We start from the raw sequence: 19,651 nt of genomic DNA, 5'->3' as shown, positions 1-19,651 counted from the left end.
AGGAAAGACTATTGCAGACCTAAAGCTGTTTTCATTTGTTTCATTGCATCAATGCCTTGCTGGCAAGCTTGATCTTGTTGGTCTTTAGGTAAAGCAGCAACTTGCTTTTTACCTTCTTCTAACTGACCTTTCATCGCATCTAATTGAGCTTTGGCTTGTGGGTTCTCAGAAGCTTTAGCAATTAAGCTATCAACTTCAGCGAAGTAAGCGTTACAAGTTTCAGTTGCACCAGCAACTTGACCTTTTTTCTCTTCTTCTGAACACGCAGTGATTGTCAATGCCAATAAACCCAGTCCACAAGCTAAAATCATCTTTTTCATAATCAACCTTATTAAAATTATTTATATATAAAGCAAATTAAGTATATAAGAGGATCTTCTTTTATCAATGTAACAAATCCTAAAAAGGAAATTGATAATTAATTCAAATGGTTAACCTTTAATGTAAATAGTTATACTTTATAAATGACTTTTGTAGCGATAATTATCTATCGTGTTTTATGTTAGCTTATTATGACGTGCGAAAAATAAGAATGGATTATTATTAATTGGTATAAATACGTAATTGATACTGAGTTCTCTTATTCATGAAATAAGAATAACCGCATAAAATACTTAGCGAGTAGTAAACCATTTTGTAAAAAATACGTTAAGTAGAAGTAACTAAAAATTGTATATAATAGGAGAAAATCAAACTCCTTATAACTTTTCTAATGACACTAATAACTTTTTTTCATATACAGTAAAAATAATTAAAATTAAGAAGTAGTGTAAAAAATAATTTACACCTCACTTATAAAACTGAATTATCGAATATTTATAGAATTAATGGCTGTACATTTAAAATGCGATTATAGAAGTGAAAAGTGAGCTGTATCACAAATTTATCAATAAAATGCTTTTCACTATATAATATTGATTTTTAAATTAAATTTCCTTTGAACCTTTAGGGGGTTATCAGGTAAAGTCTGTGCCTCCAAGGGGTGTCTCCTTTCGAATCTTGGTTCTTTAAGTGATAAAACTTTGCTATTTAGGTTAACAACGATTAGGTTCGTTAGGTTGACGCTAGGTCAAATTTACATGCAAAATTACTCTCATAAGAAATTCGCCAAAGTGTTTTAGACAGGTTAGAATGCTTCGGACAAAGGGAAATAAATTTTCTTACATTACATTCCCAGAAGGATCCACCTTACAAAGGGAAAGTAAGAAAATGAGATAAGGCAATTACGCTTATCTCGATATGCAACATAGCAGACAATCATTAATGCTATGGGCATGGTATGTATGTAACCGGATTTATCTTGTTACTTTTTATTTTTATAATTACACACAGGGCTTTACCATTATGTCTGCTTCTATTGTAAAGAAACGGCCGTTGAGTCGTTATATTAAAGATTTTAAACACAGCCAAACTCATTGTGCACACTGTAATAAAACTCTTGATCGTATCTCCCTCGTTTTCAACGATGGTATCTTGAATAAAGAAGCTATCGCTGACATGACCGATTTGGTTGATGAAGCGGCTTGGGGCGAACTTCAAGGGCAATTTACAGCACTTTGTCGTTTTTGTAGTGAAATTTTCTGTAATAGCAATACAGACTATTTCGATATTATGTCTTTTAAACAGTATTTGTTCTTACAGACAGAAATGAGTCATAGCACCGTCCGCGAGTACGTTGTTCGTCTGCGCCGCTTAGATGAACTGCTGTCATCCTCTAACTTTTCAATGAAAGATTTTACCGCAAGTAGAGTTCAAGAACAGTTGAGCGATAAAATGACTGATTCAGCATTTAGCAACTACAATATTGCACTACGTAAATATGAGCAGTATTTAAGCTGGCAGTCAGAAAAAAACTAATAATATTTTAAGTTAATAAAAATAGTTGGTTATACGATTATTTTTAATACTAAAATAGGCAAATAGGTGTCCAATAGGGCACCTTTTTTATTTTTTGAATAATAGTCAGTATAAATGATATAAATTGAACAGATTTAGAATTAAACGTAATCAACTGTTATAGCTAATACTTAATATATAATAATAAAAATTAATGGGAACTATTTAATTAAATTTATAGATAAATAAGAATGGCAAAAAACAAAAAGTAAGTGGATATTCGGATTTAATGATAAAGGAATAGAATATTATGAATGTAACCCAAGGGGTTATTGCTAAGAGAGAGCCTGAGTCAATCAGCCTATATTATACTGGACTGAAAAACTCAGGCTTTTGCCTATTATCCGATAGTCATTAAGCTTGCATTACCACCCGCTGCGGCAGTATTCACACTTAAAGAACGTTCATGTACTAAGCGTTCAATGAGCAAGTTAGTTTCACCACGCTCAAAGCCTTGAACAGAAATAATCGGTCCTTTACGTTTGGCAATCGCTTCGCAAACGTGTTTGAGCTGATCGCAATCTCCGTGATAAATCACACCTTCAATTGGCTCCACTGTGTTTTGCCAATCTTTGGTGAATGAGATAGTTTTGCGAACTTTTTCTGGCAGTGATTTAAATAGCTTCTGGTGCAGTTCGCTATTTTCCCACAATGTTTGACAACCACTTGCGAGCACAGCAGATAATTGAGTCAAACAATCACGTTCATTATCGCTAAGGCATAAAATAGTGCCGCGTGGACGCAAGGTGTAGGTGTTCTTTTCACCTGTTGGTCCTGGTAATAAACGTGTTGTACCGGCTTGTGTTAAACGGGCAAATTGTTCAACCGTAGATTGTTCAATTATGGATTGCTCAACATCCGTTTTCTGTTTTTGTACCCATGCAGAGAATGCTTCAAATGGTGCGAGTAACTCAGCGCGAGCACTTGCATCCATTGGTAAATGGCTGTCTTGCTGCTCCAGTGTTTGGCAAACTGCATTCTCAGGACGCTCGCTTAATAAACGGTAGAGATAAAGCGGTCCACCGGCTTTAGGTCCTGTACCTGAAAGTCCTTCACCACCAAATGGTTGCACTCCGACAACAGCACCGACCATATTACGGTTAACATATAAGTTGCCCACTTTCGCTTTAGCGACCACTTGGTTGATGGTTTCATCAATGCGAGTATGAACACCTAATGTTAATCCATAACCAGCAGCATTAATTTGGTCAACTAATTGCTCTAACTCATCACGTTTGAAACGAACAACATGCAGAACTGGTCCGAAAATTTCTTTCTTCAACTCACCAATATTATCTAACTCAATCAGCGTTGGCTTAACGTAGGTTCCTTCTGCCTGTTCTTGCTGATCTTGGCTATCGGCATAGACGGCTTGGAAAACGATTTTGCCTTTACTGCGCATTTGTTGAATATGTTGGTCAATATTCTCTTTGGCTTCACTATCAATAACAGGACCAATATCGGTGGAGATGTGTTCAGGATTACCCATCCGGCACTCTTCCATCGCACCTTTTAACATACGAATTGTTCGGTCAGCGACATCTTCTTGAACACAAAGAATACGCAATGCAGAGCAGCGTTGACCGGCACTATCAAATGCAGAGGCGACGACATCGGTGACGACTTGCTCTGTGAGAGCGGAAGAATCAACAATCATCGCATTCAATCCGCCAGTTTCTGCAATCAGTGGCGTCGGGCGACCTTGAGCATCTAAGCGACCTGCAATATTGCGCTGCAATAAGCCCGCGACTTCGGTTGAGCCAGTAAACATCACGCCACGAACGCGTTGATCGCCTACTAATTTTGCACCGATAGTTTCACCTTTACCTGGTAAAAATTGCAGGACATCACGAGGAATACCCGCCTGATGCATAATGGATACCGCAATAGCACCAATTAATGGTGTTTGTTCCGCCGGTTTAGCCAGCACAGTGTTGCCTGCGGCTAATGCCGCTGCGATTTGTCCTGAGAAAATGGCTAATGGGAAGTTCCATGGGCTGATACAAACAACAGGGCCAAGAGGGCGGTGAGTGTTATTATCAAAATCTTCACGAACTTGAGTTGCATAATAGTTTAAGAAATCAACCGCTTCACGCACTTCAGCAATCGCATTCGCGTAAGTTTTCCCAGCTTCACGCACCAGCACATCCAATAATGGCTGCAATTGTTGTTCCATAATGTCAGCTGCACGTAACAGGATAGCTGCACGTTCAGATGGTGGCGTTGCAAACCAAATCGCGCCAGCATCAGTGGCGATATTCAGCGCATGTTCAGCTTCTTGTTCACTGGCTTCGCGTACTTTACCAACGATATCACGATGACAGGCTGGGTTGATAATTGCGACAGCTTCAGGTAGCGCTTGTTGTGTCACAAATTCACCACCCAGCAGTGGTTCCGCGATTTTTTCTTGTGCCGCGGCATTGAGTAATGCGCTCGAGAGTGATGCTAAGCGGTGTTCGTTAGATAAATCTAAGCCCATTGAGTTAACACGACGGGTTCCATATAGGTCGCGCGGTAATGGAATTTTAGGGTGTGGTAAGCCAATTTGCCCTTCAGTTTTAGACAATTCACGAACATCTTTAACCGGATCAGCAACCAATTCATCTAATGGGATCGTGGCATCCGCAATTCGGTTAACAAACGAAGTATTTGCTCCATTCTCTAAGAGACGGCGTACTAAGTAAGCTAATAAGGTTTCGTGGGTACCTACTGGAGCATAAATACGACATGGGCGGTTGAGTTTACCGTCAGCCACTTTACCAACAACTTGTTCATATAATGGCTCACCCATGCCATGTAAGCATTGGAACTCATATTGACCAGGGTAGTAGTTTTTACCTGCAATTTGGTAGATAGCTGATAATGTATGTGCGTTATGAGTCGCAAATTGTGGGTAAATTAAATTAGGTACAGACAGTAATTTACGAGCACAAGCTATATAAGAAACGTCGGTATACACTTTGCGTGTATAAACTGGATAACCTTCTAAGCCATCAATTTGCGCACGTTTAATTTCGCTATCCCAATAAGCGCCTTTTACGAGACGGATCATCAGGCGTCGTTGGCTGCGTTCGGCTAAATTAATAATTGAGTCGATAACAAATGGGCAGCGTTTTTGGTAAGCTTGAATGACAAAACCAATACCGTTCCAGCCTGCTAATTTCGGCTCAAAACACAATTTTTCGAGTAAATCTAAAGAAATTTCTAAGCGATCTGCTTCTTCAGCATCAATATTGATACCAACATCGTATTGGTGAGCTTGCAAGACTAAAGAAAGTAAGCGCGGATACAGTTCTTCCATCACGCGATCGTATTGCGCGCGGCTATAACGCGGATGTAGTGCCGATAATTTGATGGAAATACCCGGTCCTTCATAGATACCGCGTCCATTCGATGCTTTACCAATTGCGTGGATCGCTTGTTGGTAAGAGACCATATAATCTTGGGCATCTTTCTCGGTTAAAGCGGCTTCACCCAGCATATCGTAGGAGTAGCGGAAACCTTTGTCTTCCAATTTACGTGCGTTGGCAAGGGCTTGGGCGATGGTTTCGCCGGTGACAAATTGTTCACCCATTAAGCGCATTGCCATATCCACGCCTTTTCGTACTAGCGGCTCACCACTTTTACTGATAATGCGATTTAACGATGTCGATAATTTGGCTTCATTGTGGGTAGAGACTAATTTACCTGTAAATAAAAGCCCCCATGTTGCCGCATTGACGAACATCGAGCTGCTTTGGCCAACATGAGATTGCCAGTTACCCGTACTGATTTTGTCTCGGATCAGCGCATCGCGAGTGGCTTTATCCGGAATACGTAATAGCGCTTCGGCAAGGCACATTAATGCCACACCTTCTTGAGAAGACAGCGAAAATTCTTGTAATAACCCTTGAACTAAGCCTGAACGACCAACCCCATTTTTTTGATTACGCAGTTTTTCTGCAATGGAGTAAGCCAATTTATGAGCCGCATCAGCTTGCTCTGGAGGCAGCTCAGCTTGTTGTAAAAGCATAGGCACGGCTTGAGTTTCAGGAATGCGGTACGCTGATGTAATTGCGGAGCGTTTTACGGATTGGGGTAAAATATGCTCAGCGAACTCAAGGAATGGCTGATAAAGGGTCTCAGGAGACGAAATTTCATCACCAGAATGCTGATCTTTTGTATCCAAAACCGTTGATAATTCAGGTATAATTTGGTTGTTATCGAGTTGCTCTAAATAATTATATATAGCTTGTTTAATAAGCCAATGGGATGTGCGATCAAGACGTTGAGCGGCGGCTTTAATGCGGTCACGAGTTTCTTCATCAAGTCTCACACCCATAGTTGTTGTGCTACTCATCTTAATTCCTTCCTTTTCACAGGTGTTAAATACCAAAAGTTACACACCATTATGATGATGTTGCAACTTTGTGCAACATTGTTAATGTGTTATGTGAAGAAAATGTGAAACAACTCTTATTTTTATGAGTGATTTATGATGCCCATTGATTGGGTTTTTATAATTTACTTATAAATCAATATATTGATTTCTCTTTTAAGATGGTGGCAAGTTAAACGCTTAATTAAGAATTTGACTTAAAAGTTTAACATTTGTGATGTGTCTTTTATTTATTGAACAAAAAATAGTTAATTTCTTGTTAAAAGCATCTGAGTCTGTCTAGCATGATGTGGCAAAGTTATTGAGTTATTGCAACACAAACAATCACAACATAGATAAGGTGTGCATCAAAAAACGCAAAATTGTGCAATTAAGTGCAACACCTTGAGATTAAAAGTTATCAAAGAAAATTATAAAGATAACGACAAAATAGACGCACTATGGAGACGACAGGATGACTGTAAGCACTCCGATGATCATTATGTTCATCGTATATATCACGGGTATGTTATTGATCGGCTATTTAGCCTATCGCTCAACGAAAAACTTTGATGATTACATTCTAGGGGGACGAAGTTTAGGTAGTGTGGTAACCGCATTATCTGCAGGGGCTTCAGATATGAGTGGCTGGTTATTGATGGGTTTACCAGGCGCTATTTTCCTCGCTGGGATTTCTGAAAGCTGGATTGCGATTGGTTTATGTTTAGGGGCTTATCTGAACTGGTTGTTTGTTGCAGGGCGCTTACGTGTACAAACCGAGAAAAATAATAATGCCTTAACGTTGCCAGACTATTTTACAAGTCGTTTTGAAGATAATAGTAAGATTTTACGTATTATTTCTGCGGTTGTTATTTTAGTTTTCTTTACTATCTATTGTGCATCAGGAGTTGTCGCGGGGGGCTTATTGTTTGAAAGTACCTTTAATATTAGTTACGACAAAGCGCTATGGTTAGGGGCATTGGCGACCATTGCTTATACTTTCTTAGGTGGTTTCTTAGCGGTAAGTTGGACAGATACTGTTCAAGCATCATTGATGATTTTTGCCCTGATCTTAACGCCAATTGTCGTGATTTTATCCCTTGGCGGGTTAGATACTTCAATCGAAGTCATTAAAGCTAAAAACCCTGAATATCTTGATATGTTTAAGGGAATGAACTTTGTTGCCATCTTGTCATTGTTAGGTTGGGGACTGGGTTACTTTGGGCAGCCGCATATTCTGGCGCGTTTTATGGCGGCAGATTCACATCGCACGATCCGTTCAGCACGCCGTATCAGTATGACATGGATGGCATTATGCTTAGGTGGAACGATTGCTGTTGGCTTCTTTGGTATCGCTTATTTTGAAAATAATCCTGCATTAGCAGGTTCTGTAATGAAAAATAACGAACGTATTTTCATGGAATTAGCCGGATTACTGTTTAACCCATGGATTGCGGGTATCTTGCTGTCTGCGATTTTGGCGGCGGTAATGAGTACATTAAGTTGCCAATTATTAGTATGTGCCAGCGCATTGACCGAAGATTTATACAAACCTTTCTTCCGCAAATCAGCGAGCCAGAAAGAGCTAGTATGGGTAGGGCGTGGAATGGTGCTGTTAGTAGCGGCGATCGCAATTTATATTGCCCAAGACCCAAATAACAAAGTCTTAGGATTGGTGAGTAATGCGTGGGCCGGTTTTGGTGCCGCATTTGGTCCCGTCGTTTTACTCTCTGTTATGTGGAAACGTATGACACGTACTGGTGCATTAGCCGGGATGGTTGTCGGTGCGGTAACAGTATTAGTTTGGATGAAATTCAAATGGTTAGGTTTATATGAAATCATCCCGGGCTTTATCTTTGCGACTATCGCTATCATTGTGATCAGCTTGATAACTAAGGCGCCAAGCGCAGCAGCACAAGCCCGTTTTGATGAAGCAGAAGCTGAATACAATACAAAATAATAGATAGATTTGGTTATCGATAGTAAAAAGGCTGAAAGGGAAACCTTCCAGCCTTTTATTTTTGTTAATTGCTTATTCGTCAAATAATCAACGTGGTTTACGGCGTTTTACGACTTGGTAGCCAATAAACAGAATAACAAACCACAGTGGTGTCGCAATTAATGCTTGTCGGGTGTCATGTTGGAACGCTAATAACACCACCATGAAAGCAAAGAAGGCGAGACTGACCCACGACATAAAAATACCCCAAGGCATCTTATAGCGAGATGCGGCATGTTTTTCTGGGCGATTCTTACGGAAATTCAGGTAGCTTAATAAAATCATACTCCAGATAAACATGAATAAAATCGCAGACACGGTTGTGACTAAGGTGAATGCATGCATGATATCGGGAATAAAGTAGATCAAAACAATACCGAAACTTAGGCAGATACAGGTGAAAATTAGGCCTGTTGCGGGTACTGCTTTTTTCGATAACTGACTAAATTGTTTTGGCGCATCTCCCTCTTTAGATAACCCAAACAGCATACGGCTGGTGGAGAAAACACCACTGTTTGCTGATGAAGCCGCAGAGGTAAGTACCACAAAGTTCACGATACTGGCAGCAGCAGGCAGGCTGATTAGCACGAACATTTCCACAAAAGGACTTTTATCCGCCAAAATGGTGCGCCAAGGGGTAACAGCCATAATCACAATCAGGGATAACACATAAAAAGCAATGATCCTAATCGGGATAGCGTTAATAGCTTTCGGCAGGGATTTTTCAGGATCACGGGTTTCCGCTGCGGCGGTTCCCACTAACTCAATTCCCACAAAGGCGAAAATAGCAATTTGGAATCCCGCAAAGAACCCACTGAGTCCCATTGGGAACATTCCGCCATCGTTCCAAATATTACTTAAGGATGCAGTATGCCCGGCCGGTGATTGGAAATTCATCGCAATCAACGTACCGCCAACGGCAATTAGTGTCACAATGGCGACAATTTTGATCATCGCGAACCAGAATTCCAGTTCACCAAATAGTCGAACAGAAACTAAGTTAAGCGTCAGTAGGGTGGCAACACAGATAAATGAAGTCACCCATTCCGGGAAATTAGGCACCCAGAAACTGACGTACGAGGTGATCGCGATAATATCGGCTATTCCCGTGATCACCCAGCAGAACCAGTAAGTCCATCCCACAAAAAAGCCAGCCCATGGACCGATTAAATCCGCAGAAAAATCACTGAAAGATTTATAGTCCAGGTTGGATAGCAGTAATTCCCCCATGGCTCGCATGACAAAAAACAGCACAAAGCCGATGATCATGTAGACAAAGATAATAGAGGGACCCGCAAGGGAGATGGTCTTTCCTGACCCCATAAATAGCCCTGTACCAATGGCCCCACCAATGGCAATTAACTGAATATGACGGTTACTGAGGCTACGTTTTAGTTGATTTCGGTCAGAAGATGGCCGAGAGGTGGTTGTCGCTGCATTTTCTTCCATATTGTTATTTATCCGATTGTCATTGTGATATTAGCCCACACTATTTTTTTAAGTTTGAGGCTGTGTTTGCTCGAAATATTGTGACATAAATCTCAATTAGAGTAAGAGAAAATTTACAAATGGCTGAGAGACCGCTGGTTTAACCAACGGATCCTCCTAGGTTATTAACACTATTAACGAAAAATTAACCTGAAAATAAAAATAGCAGAATAAGATGAAATGTACCAAATACTTAATTCTAAATAATGACAGTTGGGGTATTGGATATATATAAGAGTGATATAGCTTATTTTTTAACTGAAAATGCCACGAGTTTTCTTCTTTTTAACCGTTATCTTCGTTGGTTATTTCTAAACGATAGGGCTAACGGTCACTTTCACGTCATATCCCACGACAAATAAAGCTTGTTCGAGCGCTTCAATTTTTGATGCATATTGTAGGTCAAGTAACCGCTCTATTTGTTGAGCGCTGATATTGAGTGTCCGAGCAAGTTTGCTCCGCGGAGTTTGAGTTTCAAGAATGGCATTGTGTAGTGCGATTTTTAAGCAACTCAATACAGGTAAATGAATAGCAAACGCATTAGTGACCGAATTTTGGGGAAGAGGAATCGGATTTCTTAATGTGATTAGCTCCGAAAGTGTGGCGAGTAATGTTTCTTGAGCCTCTAGTTCGACATCTTCTGCGCAATAAGTCACGCCTTGAATATCGGGAAAATCACAAAAATTAATTTCGTATACTCCTTCATCTTCGACAAATTCAACTGTTGCTAAATAATTAAACATAGTAAACCTCAAAAATTAATTTCTTTATAAGATAAATAGTACAAAGCGTCACAGAATAGACAATGGGTTGCATGTTAATAAAATGAAAAATGGATAGCGATAGTTTGGAGAACGAACATTTTTACCGATTTTATGCCTGATTGGCTAAAGAATAAGCCTGTTTCATAATGAAACCATGATGTAACCTCATCACCTCTTTGTGAGCCAAGTCCCAGTTTTAACAATATTTTATCCACCCTTCACCTCAGTATCAATATGCCAATTTTACCCTTTTAGTCATCATATAATTTTTTAAATAAAACATATGAAAACGTATATGTATCTTAATTCGAATAAGCAGTTATACGTAATGTTGTCATTGTGGTTAAGTAATTTGTTAAAATAAAAGTATATAGTAACATAATGATATTATCATTCATTGTTACTAACTGGTAAATAAACAGCGATATGTACGCGGGGGTAATAAGTTAAATTACTTATTTACATAAGTCATATTTTCGAAGCAGGTCTTGCTTATTTACACATAGATGTAGTGAACTTGGATGACCATCTTATTGTTTATAAATTCGCTAGGAGAATGGTGCTTAGTTTTTTTTATTTTTTCCTTTTATCAATAACTCAGTGCGCTAACTAATGCTGTGGCTTGAATTTTTTATGCAAAAAATAATAGCTAAATAGGTTAATCAAATGTTTGAAAAGTTAATTTAATTAAAATGAGTTTGTCATACAAAAATAACAATATTGCTTATTAATATGGCAATGCTCGATGAAAATTCATGACAATTTTATCTGAAATCTTTAATGGTATTGTCTGTATATAAAATGGTCTTAATTAGAATTTTTAATGTTATTGCTATTGGTTAATATTAATACAGTTAAATTTAATTAATATAAATTTACTATGGAATAATAATATGTATGACAAATTTAACTTTAATCTTGGCAGGAAAAAATTGAATTAATTTGATTAAGATTTGTAATTTTGATTAAACACATTGAAAAATAATGTTTAATTTTTATTCCTAAGTTACCGATATTACTAAGCCTTTAAACGAATTGCATTTTTACGAGAGTAATAAAGATTGATTTAGATCAATATGTAGGCTCTTTCGTTATGCTTAGTGTTTATCGCTTATAAATTCCCTCATATGTGTGAGTTTTTTACTTAAAATGCTAGTATTTGACTTATGAAAAATCTAAATGTTGTGAATATTTGAGATAAGTAGGATTAAGATATAGTTGTAATAAAGAATTGTTAATATATAGATGGATAATTATCCCGATAGACCAAAAAGAAACATAAGTGTCTTGAATAGTTAATTTAGTGGTGCATAATAATTAACGGCTAATAATGAAATCGGTATATTCTGAGATTTACAGGAAATGCTAACTTTTTAGCCACTCGTTATTGTTGTAGGTAATCAGGAAATATATTTAATTTAAGTTTGAACCTGTGTGTTTATATACTCCAAACTGGGTATTTCAATGGACCTCATGGGATAGTAATGGACTACACTATCCAGCTTTAATTATTTTCATATTTAAAACTTTGGTTAACACATTCGGCTCAAATTGATATTTGTTCTTTCTTCATGCAGATGTTAATAATTATTCGAAAGGTATAAAAAAATGAGCTCTACCACTGATTTTCTGAAGCATATATACGATATTAATCTTTCATATTTGCTTTTAGCTCAAAAGCTTATCGCCCAGGAAAAAGCCACTGCCATGTTCCGTCTCGGGATTTCCGATTCAATGGCAAACACTTTAGCAGAACTTTCTTTACCTCAATTGGTTAAATTAGCGGAAACAAATCAGCTAATCTGTCAATTTAGATTTGAAAACAGCGACACGATTGAAAAGCTTACTCGAGATTCTCGAGTTGATGAATTGCAGCAAATTCATACGGGTATCCTTCTTTCTACCCGATTATTGCAAACGCATAATGAGTCCGATTCAGATATAGCGAGAAAAAGATGAGTAGCGTAGCTGAAAAAAGTATTGTCAAGGAAGCTAATGATATTCGTTTGGCAATGGAATTGATTTCTCTTGGGGCTCGCCTGCAGATGTTAGAAAGCGAAACTCAAATTAGTCGCGGACGCTTAGTGCGTTTATACAAAGAACTCAGAGGTTGCCCACCACCAAAAGGGATGCTCCCTTTTTCAACCGATTGGTTTATGACATGGGAACAAAATATTCACTCATCCATGTTCTACAACGCCTATCAGTTTTTACTGAAAACCGGTCAATGTGAAGGGGTTGATGCTATTCTCAAAGCCTATCGACTCTATCTAGAGCAGTGTTCACCCAATACTGGAGACGAGCCAATTTTGGCATTAACCCGTGCATGGACATTAGTTCGTTTTGTGGAAAGTGGCATGTTGCAAAGTTCCGATTGCAATTGCTGTAGTGGTTCATTTATCACCTATGCCCACATTCCTGAAAATAGTTTTACGTGTAGCTTGTGCCAGCCTCCATCACGAGCGATAAAAAAACGTAAACTTTCCGAGCATCTCGCCGATATTACGGAATATCGACAAGATGGCATTACCAAAGCGGTAATGTAATTGGATTAATTTGGTTTACAGGCAATTTTATTGCCTGTCCTTCCTCATATTCCCTTTGACTGCCATCTGTTAACCAACGGAGTGAAAGGGAATACTGTGTTAATACTCATCGGATATATCATTGTTACAGCTGCCGTTATCGGTGGCTATGTCATGGTCGGTGGTCATCTTGGCGCGCTGTACCAACCAGCTGAGTTTGTCATTATTTTAGGGGCTGGTTTAGGCGCATTTGTTGTGGGTAACAGTGGTAAAGCCATCGTTGCATTATGCAAAGTATTACCAAGACTCTTCCGTCGCTCTTCTTACAACAAAGCCATGTCAATGGACTTGATGGCTTTGTTATTTCAGCTTTTGAATAAATCTCGTCAACAAGGTCTACTTGCGCTCGAAAAAGATATTGAAAACCCGCAAGAGAGTGAGATTTTTTCTCAGTATCCTCGCATTCTCAAAGATCAAACTGCCATGATGTTTATCGTGGATTATTTACGTTTAATGGTGACAAGTAACTTACAAGCCCATGAAATCGAAGCATTAATGGATGAAGAGCTAGAAACATTCCGTCAAGAAAATGAAGTACCAGCATCCGGTTTGAACATGGTGGGTGAATCCATGCCTGCGTTCGGGATCGTGGCGGCTGTTCTAGGTGTGGTGAATGCACTTGCAGCTGCAGACCGACCTGCGGGTGAATTGGGCGCCTTGATTGCTCATGCAATGGTAGGAACTTTCCTTGGTATTTTAGTGGCTTATGGATTTATTTTGCCACTGGCTAGTTTAATTCGTCAGCGCAGTAGCGAACAATTAAAAATGATGGAGTGTATTAAAGTCACTTTCCTCTCTTCGTTGCAAGGGTATGCCCCTCAAATTGCGGTTGAATTTGGTCGTAAAGTCTTATTTAGCGTTGATAGACCATCATTCCTTGAGCTGGAAGACAAAGTCCGTGAAGTCAAAGTCGGTAATCGCGCAACAGAAACTACTGAGGAGTAATCGCTAATGGCAGCCAATGGCCCTCAAATTATTCGTGTTAAGAAAAAAGGCGGTCATCAGCAGCATGCCCACGGTGGAGCATGGAAAATTGCTTACGCTGATTTTATGACTGCGATGATGGCATTCTTTCTGGTTATGTGGCTGATTTCCATCTCCAGTCCTCAAGAATTAACCAAGATAGCGGAGTATTTTCGTACTCCGCTCAGTACTGCCATCAACCCAGGAACGAAAAGCGGAGATGCCACTAACCCCATTCCCGGTGGTGGAAAAGATCCGATTTTTCGTGATGGTGACGTGATGCCAGAACCAAATGACATCATTTCCGGTGATGCGAATTATCGATTTGAAAAATTAAAAGAAAATCTTGAGCAAGCGATTTTACAAGACCCGCGTTTGAATGAATTAAAACCCCATTTATTGATTGACATGATCAACGATGGTTTACGAATTCAAATCGTAGATAGCGCCAATCGCCCTATGTTTAAAGTGGGTTCTGCTACCGTCGAGCCTTACATGCGCGATATTCTGCGTGCCATTGCGCCACTACTCAATGATGTCCCGAATCGCATTAGTATTTCAGGACATACGGATGACTTGCCGTATGCCAGCGAAGCCTATTACAGCAACTGGGAACTCTCATCCGATAGAGCCAATGCCTCTCGCCGTGAGCTGATCATGGGGGGAATGGATGAGCGAAAAGTTTTACGTGTAGTAGGGATGGCTTCATCCATCCATTTAGACAAAGAAAACGGCTTAGCACCCGTCAACCGGCGGATCAGCATCATCGTATTGAATGAAGATGAAACAAATCAAATTTTACATGAATACGATGGCGCAACACCGATTAACGATGTGCTGAAAAAAGGCCCAGAAGATGTGCCAATACCGGCAAACAGTGATGTCGTGACTGTGAAGGTGACAAAGTCACCCGATAAACAGTAATGACAAAAACCATAATCACCCGAATCTCACTACTGCCGGACTTATCCGGCAGTCAGTGTTAAGTGAAACTTAAGCGAAATTGGATAAAAAGCATGGATATTACCGAGTTTTATCAAACATTTTTCGATGAAGCCGATGAGTTGCTTAGGGATATGGAACAGCATTTGCTTGAGCTTGATCCTATTGACCCAGATAGCGAGCAGCTCAATGCCATATTCCGCAGTGCCCACTCAATTAAAGGTGGGGCGGCAACCTTTGGTTTCACTCATCTACAAAACACCACGCATACCTTAGAAAACTTGCTCGATAAGGCACGTCATGATGAGCTGACATTAACGCCAGATATTATTGACGTTTTCTTAGATGCAAAAGACGTGATGGTGTCCCAATTGGATGCCTATAAAAATGACTCATTACCGGATGATGAGACTTTCAAACGCATTTGTGATGTGCTCAAAAGCATTGAACATGATGTCAGCGAAGTCGGCCCGGAAGAGGTTGCCGCTCTTGTTAGCATGAGTACCGAAGAGACTGACAGTGTTGTGGCTGACGATGTTGCGACAGAAGAGTCCTCGTCAGAAACCGCGATGCAAACTCATGCTGCGTTGACAAATAACGAATTTTCTCACTATTTCATCATTACGTTAAACGGTCTGAAATCGACGGAAGTAGATGTATTAGCGGATGAACTAGGTTTATTCGGTAGCTTATTTGGCTCTGAAAAAAGTGATTCCAGCTTAAAAGCGTGGTTAGGGACCAATACGGATATCGAAGATATCTGTGGGGTACTGTGTTTCGTCGTGGATGAGTCTCAAATCCAGCACAGCGAAATCAGTTTTGAAGAGTGCCAGCGTGCAACACAAGGTAGTAACCAAAAAAGTAAAGTTGCTGCAACTCTCGAAGAATTGGAAGCAACGGTGGAAGAGTTGGCAGCAATGGTTGAAGCACCTGCCGATCCAGTTGAAGCGCCTCAAGCGGTTGTACCGACATCTACACTTGTTGCGGCACCAACGTCAGCGCCATCTTCGACATCATCATCTTCAGCATCGTCATCCGCAGCCACTAAAAAAGCTGCTGCAGCGAAGCCCAAAGGGGATTCAAGCAGTATTCGTGTTGCAGTTGAAAAAGTTGACCAACTGATCAACTTAGTCGGCGAGCTGGTAATCATCCAGTCAATGTTGACTCAGCATAGCCAACAAGTTGACCAAAACGAATATGCAGATTTACTCAGTTCTATCGTTCAATTAGAGCGTAACTCACGCGCTCTGCAAGAGTCAGTTATGTCCATTCGTATGATGCCGATGGATTATGTCTTCAGCCGCTTCCCGCGTATGGTGCGCGATATTGCCTCTAAACTGGGTAAGAAAATCGAACTGAAGGTGGAAGGTAGCTCAACTGAATTAGACAAGAGCCTTATCGAACGCATCGTCGACCCTCTTAATCACCTTGTCCGAAATAGTCTTGACCATGGTATTGAAAAACCAGAAGTTCGCTTGGCAAATGGTAAGCCTGAAGCGGGAACATTAACGCTCTCTGCGGCACATCAAAGCGGCAATATCTGCATCGAAGTGCGTGATGATGGGGCAGGGCTAAACCGCGAACGAATTTTAGCAAAAGCTCGCTCTCAAGGTATGAATGTTCACGATGGCATGACCAACGATGAAGTCGCGATGTTGATCATGGCGCCGGGCTTCTCTACTGCCGAAGTGGTGACGGATGTTTCAGGGCGTGGTGTCGGAATGGACGTGGTTAAACGAAACATTCAAGACATGGGCGGACGTATTCAAATCGGTTTCACAGAAGGTAAAGGCACCATCATTCGGATTTTACTGCCATTAACCTTAGCCATTCTTGATGGTATGTCAGTCAAAGTCTCTGACGATGTGTTTATCGTGCCACTTAGCGCAATTATTAGCACATTACAGCCACGTCCAGAGGATATCTATCGCCTTGCCGGTGAAGAAAAAATGCTGCTCGTTCGCGGTGAATATTTACCACTGGTCGAATTGCATCACGTCTTTTCTATCAAAAATGCCGAACCAAATCTTGCCAATAGTATCGCGCTGATCATCCAAAATGCGGGGCATCGTTTCGCTTTATTGGTTGACAAGCTGGTGGGGCAGCAGCAGGTCGTGGTGAAAAATATCGAAAGTAATTATCGCAAAATTCCGGGAATTTCCGCTGCAACCATCATGGGCGACGGTTCTGTTTCGCTGATTTTAGACGTCGCAGAATTGCAGAGAATGAACAACAACATTTTGATTAATAAGAAACAGCCTGTTTCTCAACCAGTAATGCACTAAATAGAGGTTATATACCATGTCTATGTTAGATGACGATTTAAACAAGCTTGAAGAAGAAAAGAATGGCGAAGGCTACCTCATTTTTACGCTTGGTGAAGAAGAGTACGGAATCGAGATTTTAAAAGTGCAGGAAATTCGTGGTTATGAGCAAGTGACTCGTATTGCGAATACTCCTGACTTTATTAAAGGTGTCACCAACCTGCGTGGCGTCATTATTCCGATCATCGATCTGCGCATTAAGTTTTCCCATGAAAACGTAGTTTACAACGACAACACCGTCGTCATCGTTGTGAACTTAAAAGACCGAGTTGTGGGAATTGTGGTTGATGGTGTTTCCGATGTACTGGTGTTGCATGAAGAGCAAATTGCACCACCGCCAGATTTTGCGGTGACATTATCCACTCAGTATCTGACCGGTCTAGGAACAGTAGGCGAACGTATGTTGATTTTGGTTGATATCGAAAAATTATTGACCAGTGAAGAGATGGTGTTAATCGACAATATCGCGGAATAACGAGTCATTAGATGCGTTAAATACGCTGATAATTTGCTCAAAAATGGTAAGTGAATGACTAAAGTTTTTGAGCAACTGTCCGATATCCAAACTACAACAACACTATGTTAGTAAAACACCATGTACAGTCGAATTAAAATCGTATCAGGACTTTTGTCCGTTATTTTTGTATTTATTTTATTGCAGCTGGTATCAAGTGGTTTGATGTTTACCAAACTCGGCGATAACAGCGACAGTATTAATTATTTGAATTCTCTCCAACGCCAAAGACTCGTTCTGACTCAAAGCTGGGTCAATCTATTGCAAGCTCGTTCTGACTTAAACCGCGCCATTAACGCGTATTTATTAGAAGAGTTAAGCATTAAAGATGATGCCTCTGCTGCGGATCTTATTGCTTCAGCAAAAGGTAAATTTAAAGCTGCCGATGAAGCGTATGACAGTTACAGAAAGTTGATGGCAAACGCAGATGTGGATAAGGGGTTATTTGATAACTTACTAAAATCCTATGAGGATTATCGTGTTGCATTAACCAAACTGTCGGAATATGCAGAGAAGGGGGATTTAAACGGCTTCTATGCGCATAGAACGTCAGGGTTACAAGCCAAATTTGAAGAGCAATTTGGCCTCTATTTTGCTGAAATTTCTTCAGATTTTGAAAATGAAGTCGTGAATGCAGAATCCAATTACCGCCAATCACTGTATTTGCTGGTTATCTTATCCGTACTGTTAGCAGTGATCAGCGTGATTAGCTATCGCTATGTGCGTAAAGGGATCACTGAGCCATTAAATACGCTGATCGAGCGCATTAAAGTGTTCGCTTCAGGGGATTTAACGCCAAAAATTGATACCTCAGCGAACAATGAAATTGGTGAGTTAGCGCGTGGTGCTCAGCACATGCAACAAGAGCTGATCAATACGGTTCGTGGTGTACTGGATGGTAGTGAAACTATCTATCAGGGAACCACTGAAATCGCAGCGGGTAACAATGACTTATCTTCACGTACCGAGCAGCAAGTGGCTTGCTTAGAAGAAACGTCTGCTAGCATGAGTGAGCTGACAGCAACCGTTAAGCAAAACACTGAATATGCTCATCAAGCTAGCGAGTTTGCAAGCCAAGCTTCTGTTATTGCAAAAGAAGGCGGCAAAGTGGTGTCTAACGTGGTTCATACCATGCGCAACATTGCTGATAGCTCGCAAAAAATCTCTGACATTACCGCTGTTATCGACAGTATTGCTTTCCAAACCAATATCCTCGCATTGAATGCTGCGGTTGAAGCGGCGCGTGCTGGTGAGCATGGCCGTGGATTTGCTGTGGTTGCCGATGAAGTTCGTAGCCTTGCTCAACGCAGCGCAGATGCAGCAAAAGAGATCAAAGGCTTGATTGAAGACTCTGTTTCTAGAACAGACGTAGGGGCTCGCCAAGCAGAAGATGCTGGTGAAACAATGACAAAAATTGTCGACTCAGTCACACGTGTTACTGACATCATGACGCACATCGCAACCGCGTCTGATGAGCAGAGCAAAGGTATTGCTCAAGTGAGTATTGCCGTGGAAGAGATGGACAAAGTAACTCAGCAAAACGCCTCACTCGTTGAGCAATCCGCTGTTGCTGCAAATGTACTGGAAGAGCAAGTCGCTAAGCTTTCCCAGTTGATCTCCATTTTCCGTTTACCTGCAATGGATCAAGCAAAAGTACGCAACGCACAACCTGCACCAAGAACAGTATCTAATATTGTTAAAACACCAGATTTATCCAAAATCGCATCGAAAAATCATAAAGATGACGATAACTGGGAAACCTTTTAAGGGTAAATCTGTTCGAGCGCTGTGAGAGTTTCTCTCGCAGCGCTTTTATATG

Annotated in this window: 13 protein-coding genes; 9 read left to right on the top strand and 4 right to left on the bottom strand. The window is 40.4% G+C overall.

Features of this window, described 5'->3' with window-relative positions; genetic code table 11:
* Positions 1–8: 8 nt before the first annotated feature.
* The gene (locus tag GKR71_RS18485; protein WP_006657479.1) at positions 9–320 is read right to left on the bottom strand and encodes a DUF5339 domain-containing protein; all 312 of its coding nucleotides are present in this window, start codon (positions 318–320) and stop codon (positions 9–11) included.
* Between the two features lie 1,024 nt (positions 321–1,344).
* On the opposite strand from GKR71_RS18485, the gene fliZ reads away from it, so the two are divergent.
* Positions 1,345–1,857 carry a flagella biosynthesis regulatory protein FliZ gene (gene fliZ / locus GKR71_RS18480; protein ID WP_036951530.1) on the top strand — a complete coding sequence of 171 codons (513 nt, stop codon included), beginning with the start codon at positions 1,345–1,347 and terminating at the stop codon, positions 1,855–1,857.
* Between the two features lie 379 nt (positions 1,858–2,236).
* Here fliZ and putA read toward each other — a convergent pair whose 3' ends face one another.
* Positions 2,237–6,235, bottom strand: a complete 3,999-nt coding sequence (putA, locus tag GKR71_RS18475; protein ID WP_036951526.1) for a trifunctional transcriptional regulator/proline dehydrogenase/L-glutamate gamma-semialdehyde dehydrogenase — start codon at positions 6,233–6,235, stop codon at positions 2,237–2,239.
* A gap of 493 nt (positions 6,236–6,728) precedes the next feature.
* On the opposite strand from putA, the gene putP reads away from it, so the two are divergent.
* Positions 6,729–8,213: a sodium/proline symporter PutP gene (gene putP, locus GKR71_RS18470; RefSeq protein WP_036951523.1), complete on the top strand. Its 1,485-nt coding sequence runs from the start codon at positions 6,729–6,731 to the stop codon at positions 8,211–8,213.
* An 87-nt stretch (positions 8,214–8,300) separates the two neighbouring features.
* Here putP and cycA read toward each other — a convergent pair whose 3' ends face one another.
* Complete coding sequence (gene cycA, locus GKR71_RS18465; protein ID WP_154600298.1) at positions 8,301–9,701, bottom strand: D-serine/D-alanine/glycine transporter; 1,401 nt, start codon at positions 9,699–9,701, stop codon at positions 8,301–8,303.
* Positions 9,702–10,051: 350 nt separating this feature from the next.
* Positions 10,052–10,483, bottom strand: coding sequence for a hypothetical protein (locus tag GKR71_RS18460; protein ID WP_036951513.1), 432 nt, complete (start codon positions 10,481–10,483; stop codon positions 10,052–10,054).
* Positions 10,484–12,112: 1,629 nt separating this feature from the next.
* Between GKR71_RS18460 and flhD the strand changes: the two genes are divergently transcribed.
* The 7 genes from flhD (at position 12,113) to GKR71_RS18425 (ending at position 19,599) form a co-directional block, all read left to right on the top strand.
* On the top strand, positions 12,113–12,463 hold the full coding sequence (flhD, locus tag GKR71_RS18455; protein WP_036951507.1) for a flagellar transcriptional regulator FlhD: 351 nt from the start codon (positions 12,113–12,115) through the stop codon (positions 12,461–12,463).
* Complete coding sequence (gene flhC / locus GKR71_RS18450) at positions 12,460–13,050, top strand: flagellar transcriptional regulator FlhC (protein WP_036951503.1); 591 nt, start codon at positions 12,460–12,462, stop codon at positions 13,048–13,050. The genes flhD and flhC overlap by 4 nt, the downstream gene beginning before the upstream one ends.
* 96 nt (positions 13,051–13,146) lie before the next feature.
* Complete coding sequence (motA, locus tag GKR71_RS18445) at positions 13,147–14,034, top strand: flagellar motor stator protein MotA (protein WP_036951501.1); 888 nt, start codon at positions 13,147–13,149, stop codon at positions 14,032–14,034.
* A 6-nt stretch (positions 14,035–14,040) separates the two neighbouring features.
* Positions 14,041–14,976, top strand: coding sequence for a flagellar motor protein MotB (gene motB / locus GKR71_RS18440; RefSeq protein WP_036951498.1), 936 nt, complete (start codon positions 14,041–14,043; stop codon positions 14,974–14,976).
* 92 nt (positions 14,977–15,068) lie between these two features.
* Positions 15,069–17,279: a chemotaxis protein CheA gene (gene cheA, locus GKR71_RS18435; protein ID WP_036951496.1), complete on the top strand. Its 2,211-nt coding sequence runs from the start codon at positions 15,069–15,071 to the stop codon at positions 17,277–17,279.
* Between the two features lie 16 nt (positions 17,280–17,295).
* Positions 17,296–17,793 (top strand): chemotaxis protein CheW, encoded by a 498-nt coding sequence (cheW, locus tag GKR71_RS18430; RefSeq protein ID WP_154634675.1) that lies wholly within the window; start codon positions 17,296–17,298, stop codon positions 17,791–17,793.
* A 120-nt stretch (positions 17,794–17,913) separates the two neighbouring features.
* Positions 17,914–19,599, top strand: a complete 1,686-nt coding sequence (locus tag GKR71_RS18425) for a methyl-accepting chemotaxis protein (RefSeq protein ID WP_036951493.1) — start codon at positions 17,914–17,916, stop codon at positions 19,597–19,599.
* The last annotated feature ends 52 nt before the right edge of the window (positions 19,600–19,651 follow it).

It is taken from the genome of Providencia sp. wls1922 (genome assembly GCF_009706505.1).
GTDB lineage: Bacteria > Pseudomonadota > Gammaproteobacteria > Enterobacterales > Enterobacteriaceae > Providencia > Providencia lanzhouensis.
The sequence above is the reverse complement of the archived record's forward strand: the minus strand, read 5'-3'. Positions and strand labels throughout refer to the sequence as shown.

Coding starts and splice junctions, on each gene's coding strand:
- GKR71_RS18485 (WP_006657479.1), bottom strand. CDS start 320: ATGAAAAAGATGATTTTAGCTTGTGGACTGGGTTTATTGGCATTGACA.
- fliZ (WP_036951530.1), top strand. CDS start 1,345: ATGTCTGCTTCTATTGTAAAGAAACGGCCGTTGAGTCGTTATATTAAA.
- putA (WP_036951526.1), bottom strand. CDS start 6,235: ATGAGTAGCACAACAACTATGGGTGTGAGACTTGATGAAGAAACTCGT.
- putP (WP_036951523.1), top strand. CDS start 6,729: ATGACTGTAAGCACTCCGATGATCATTATGTTCATCGTATATATCACG.
- cycA (WP_154600298.1), bottom strand. CDS start 9,701: ATGGAAGAAAATGCAGCGACAACCACCTCTCGGCCATCTTCTGACCGA.
- GKR71_RS18460 (WP_036951513.1), bottom strand. CDS start 10,483: ATGTTTAATTATTTAGCAACAGTTGAATTTGTCGAAGATGAAGGAGTA.
- flhD (WP_036951507.1), top strand. CDS start 12,113: ATGAGCTCTACCACTGATTTTCTGAAGCATATATACGATATTAATCTT.
- flhC (WP_036951503.1), top strand. CDS start 12,460: ATGAGTAGCGTAGCTGAAAAAAGTATTGTCAAGGAAGCTAATGATATT.
- motB (WP_036951498.1), top strand. CDS start 14,041: ATGGCAGCCAATGGCCCTCAAATTATTCGTGTTAAGAAAAAAGGCGGT.
- cheA (WP_036951496.1), top strand. CDS start 15,069: ATGGATATTACCGAGTTTTATCAAACATTTTTCGATGAAGCCGATGAG.
- cheW (WP_154634675.1), top strand. CDS start 17,296: ATGTCTATGTTAGATGACGATTTAAACAAGCTTGAAGAAGAAAAGAAT.
- GKR71_RS18425 (WP_036951493.1), top strand. CDS start 17,914: ATGTACAGTCGAATTAAAATCGTATCAGGACTTTTGTCCGTTATTTTT.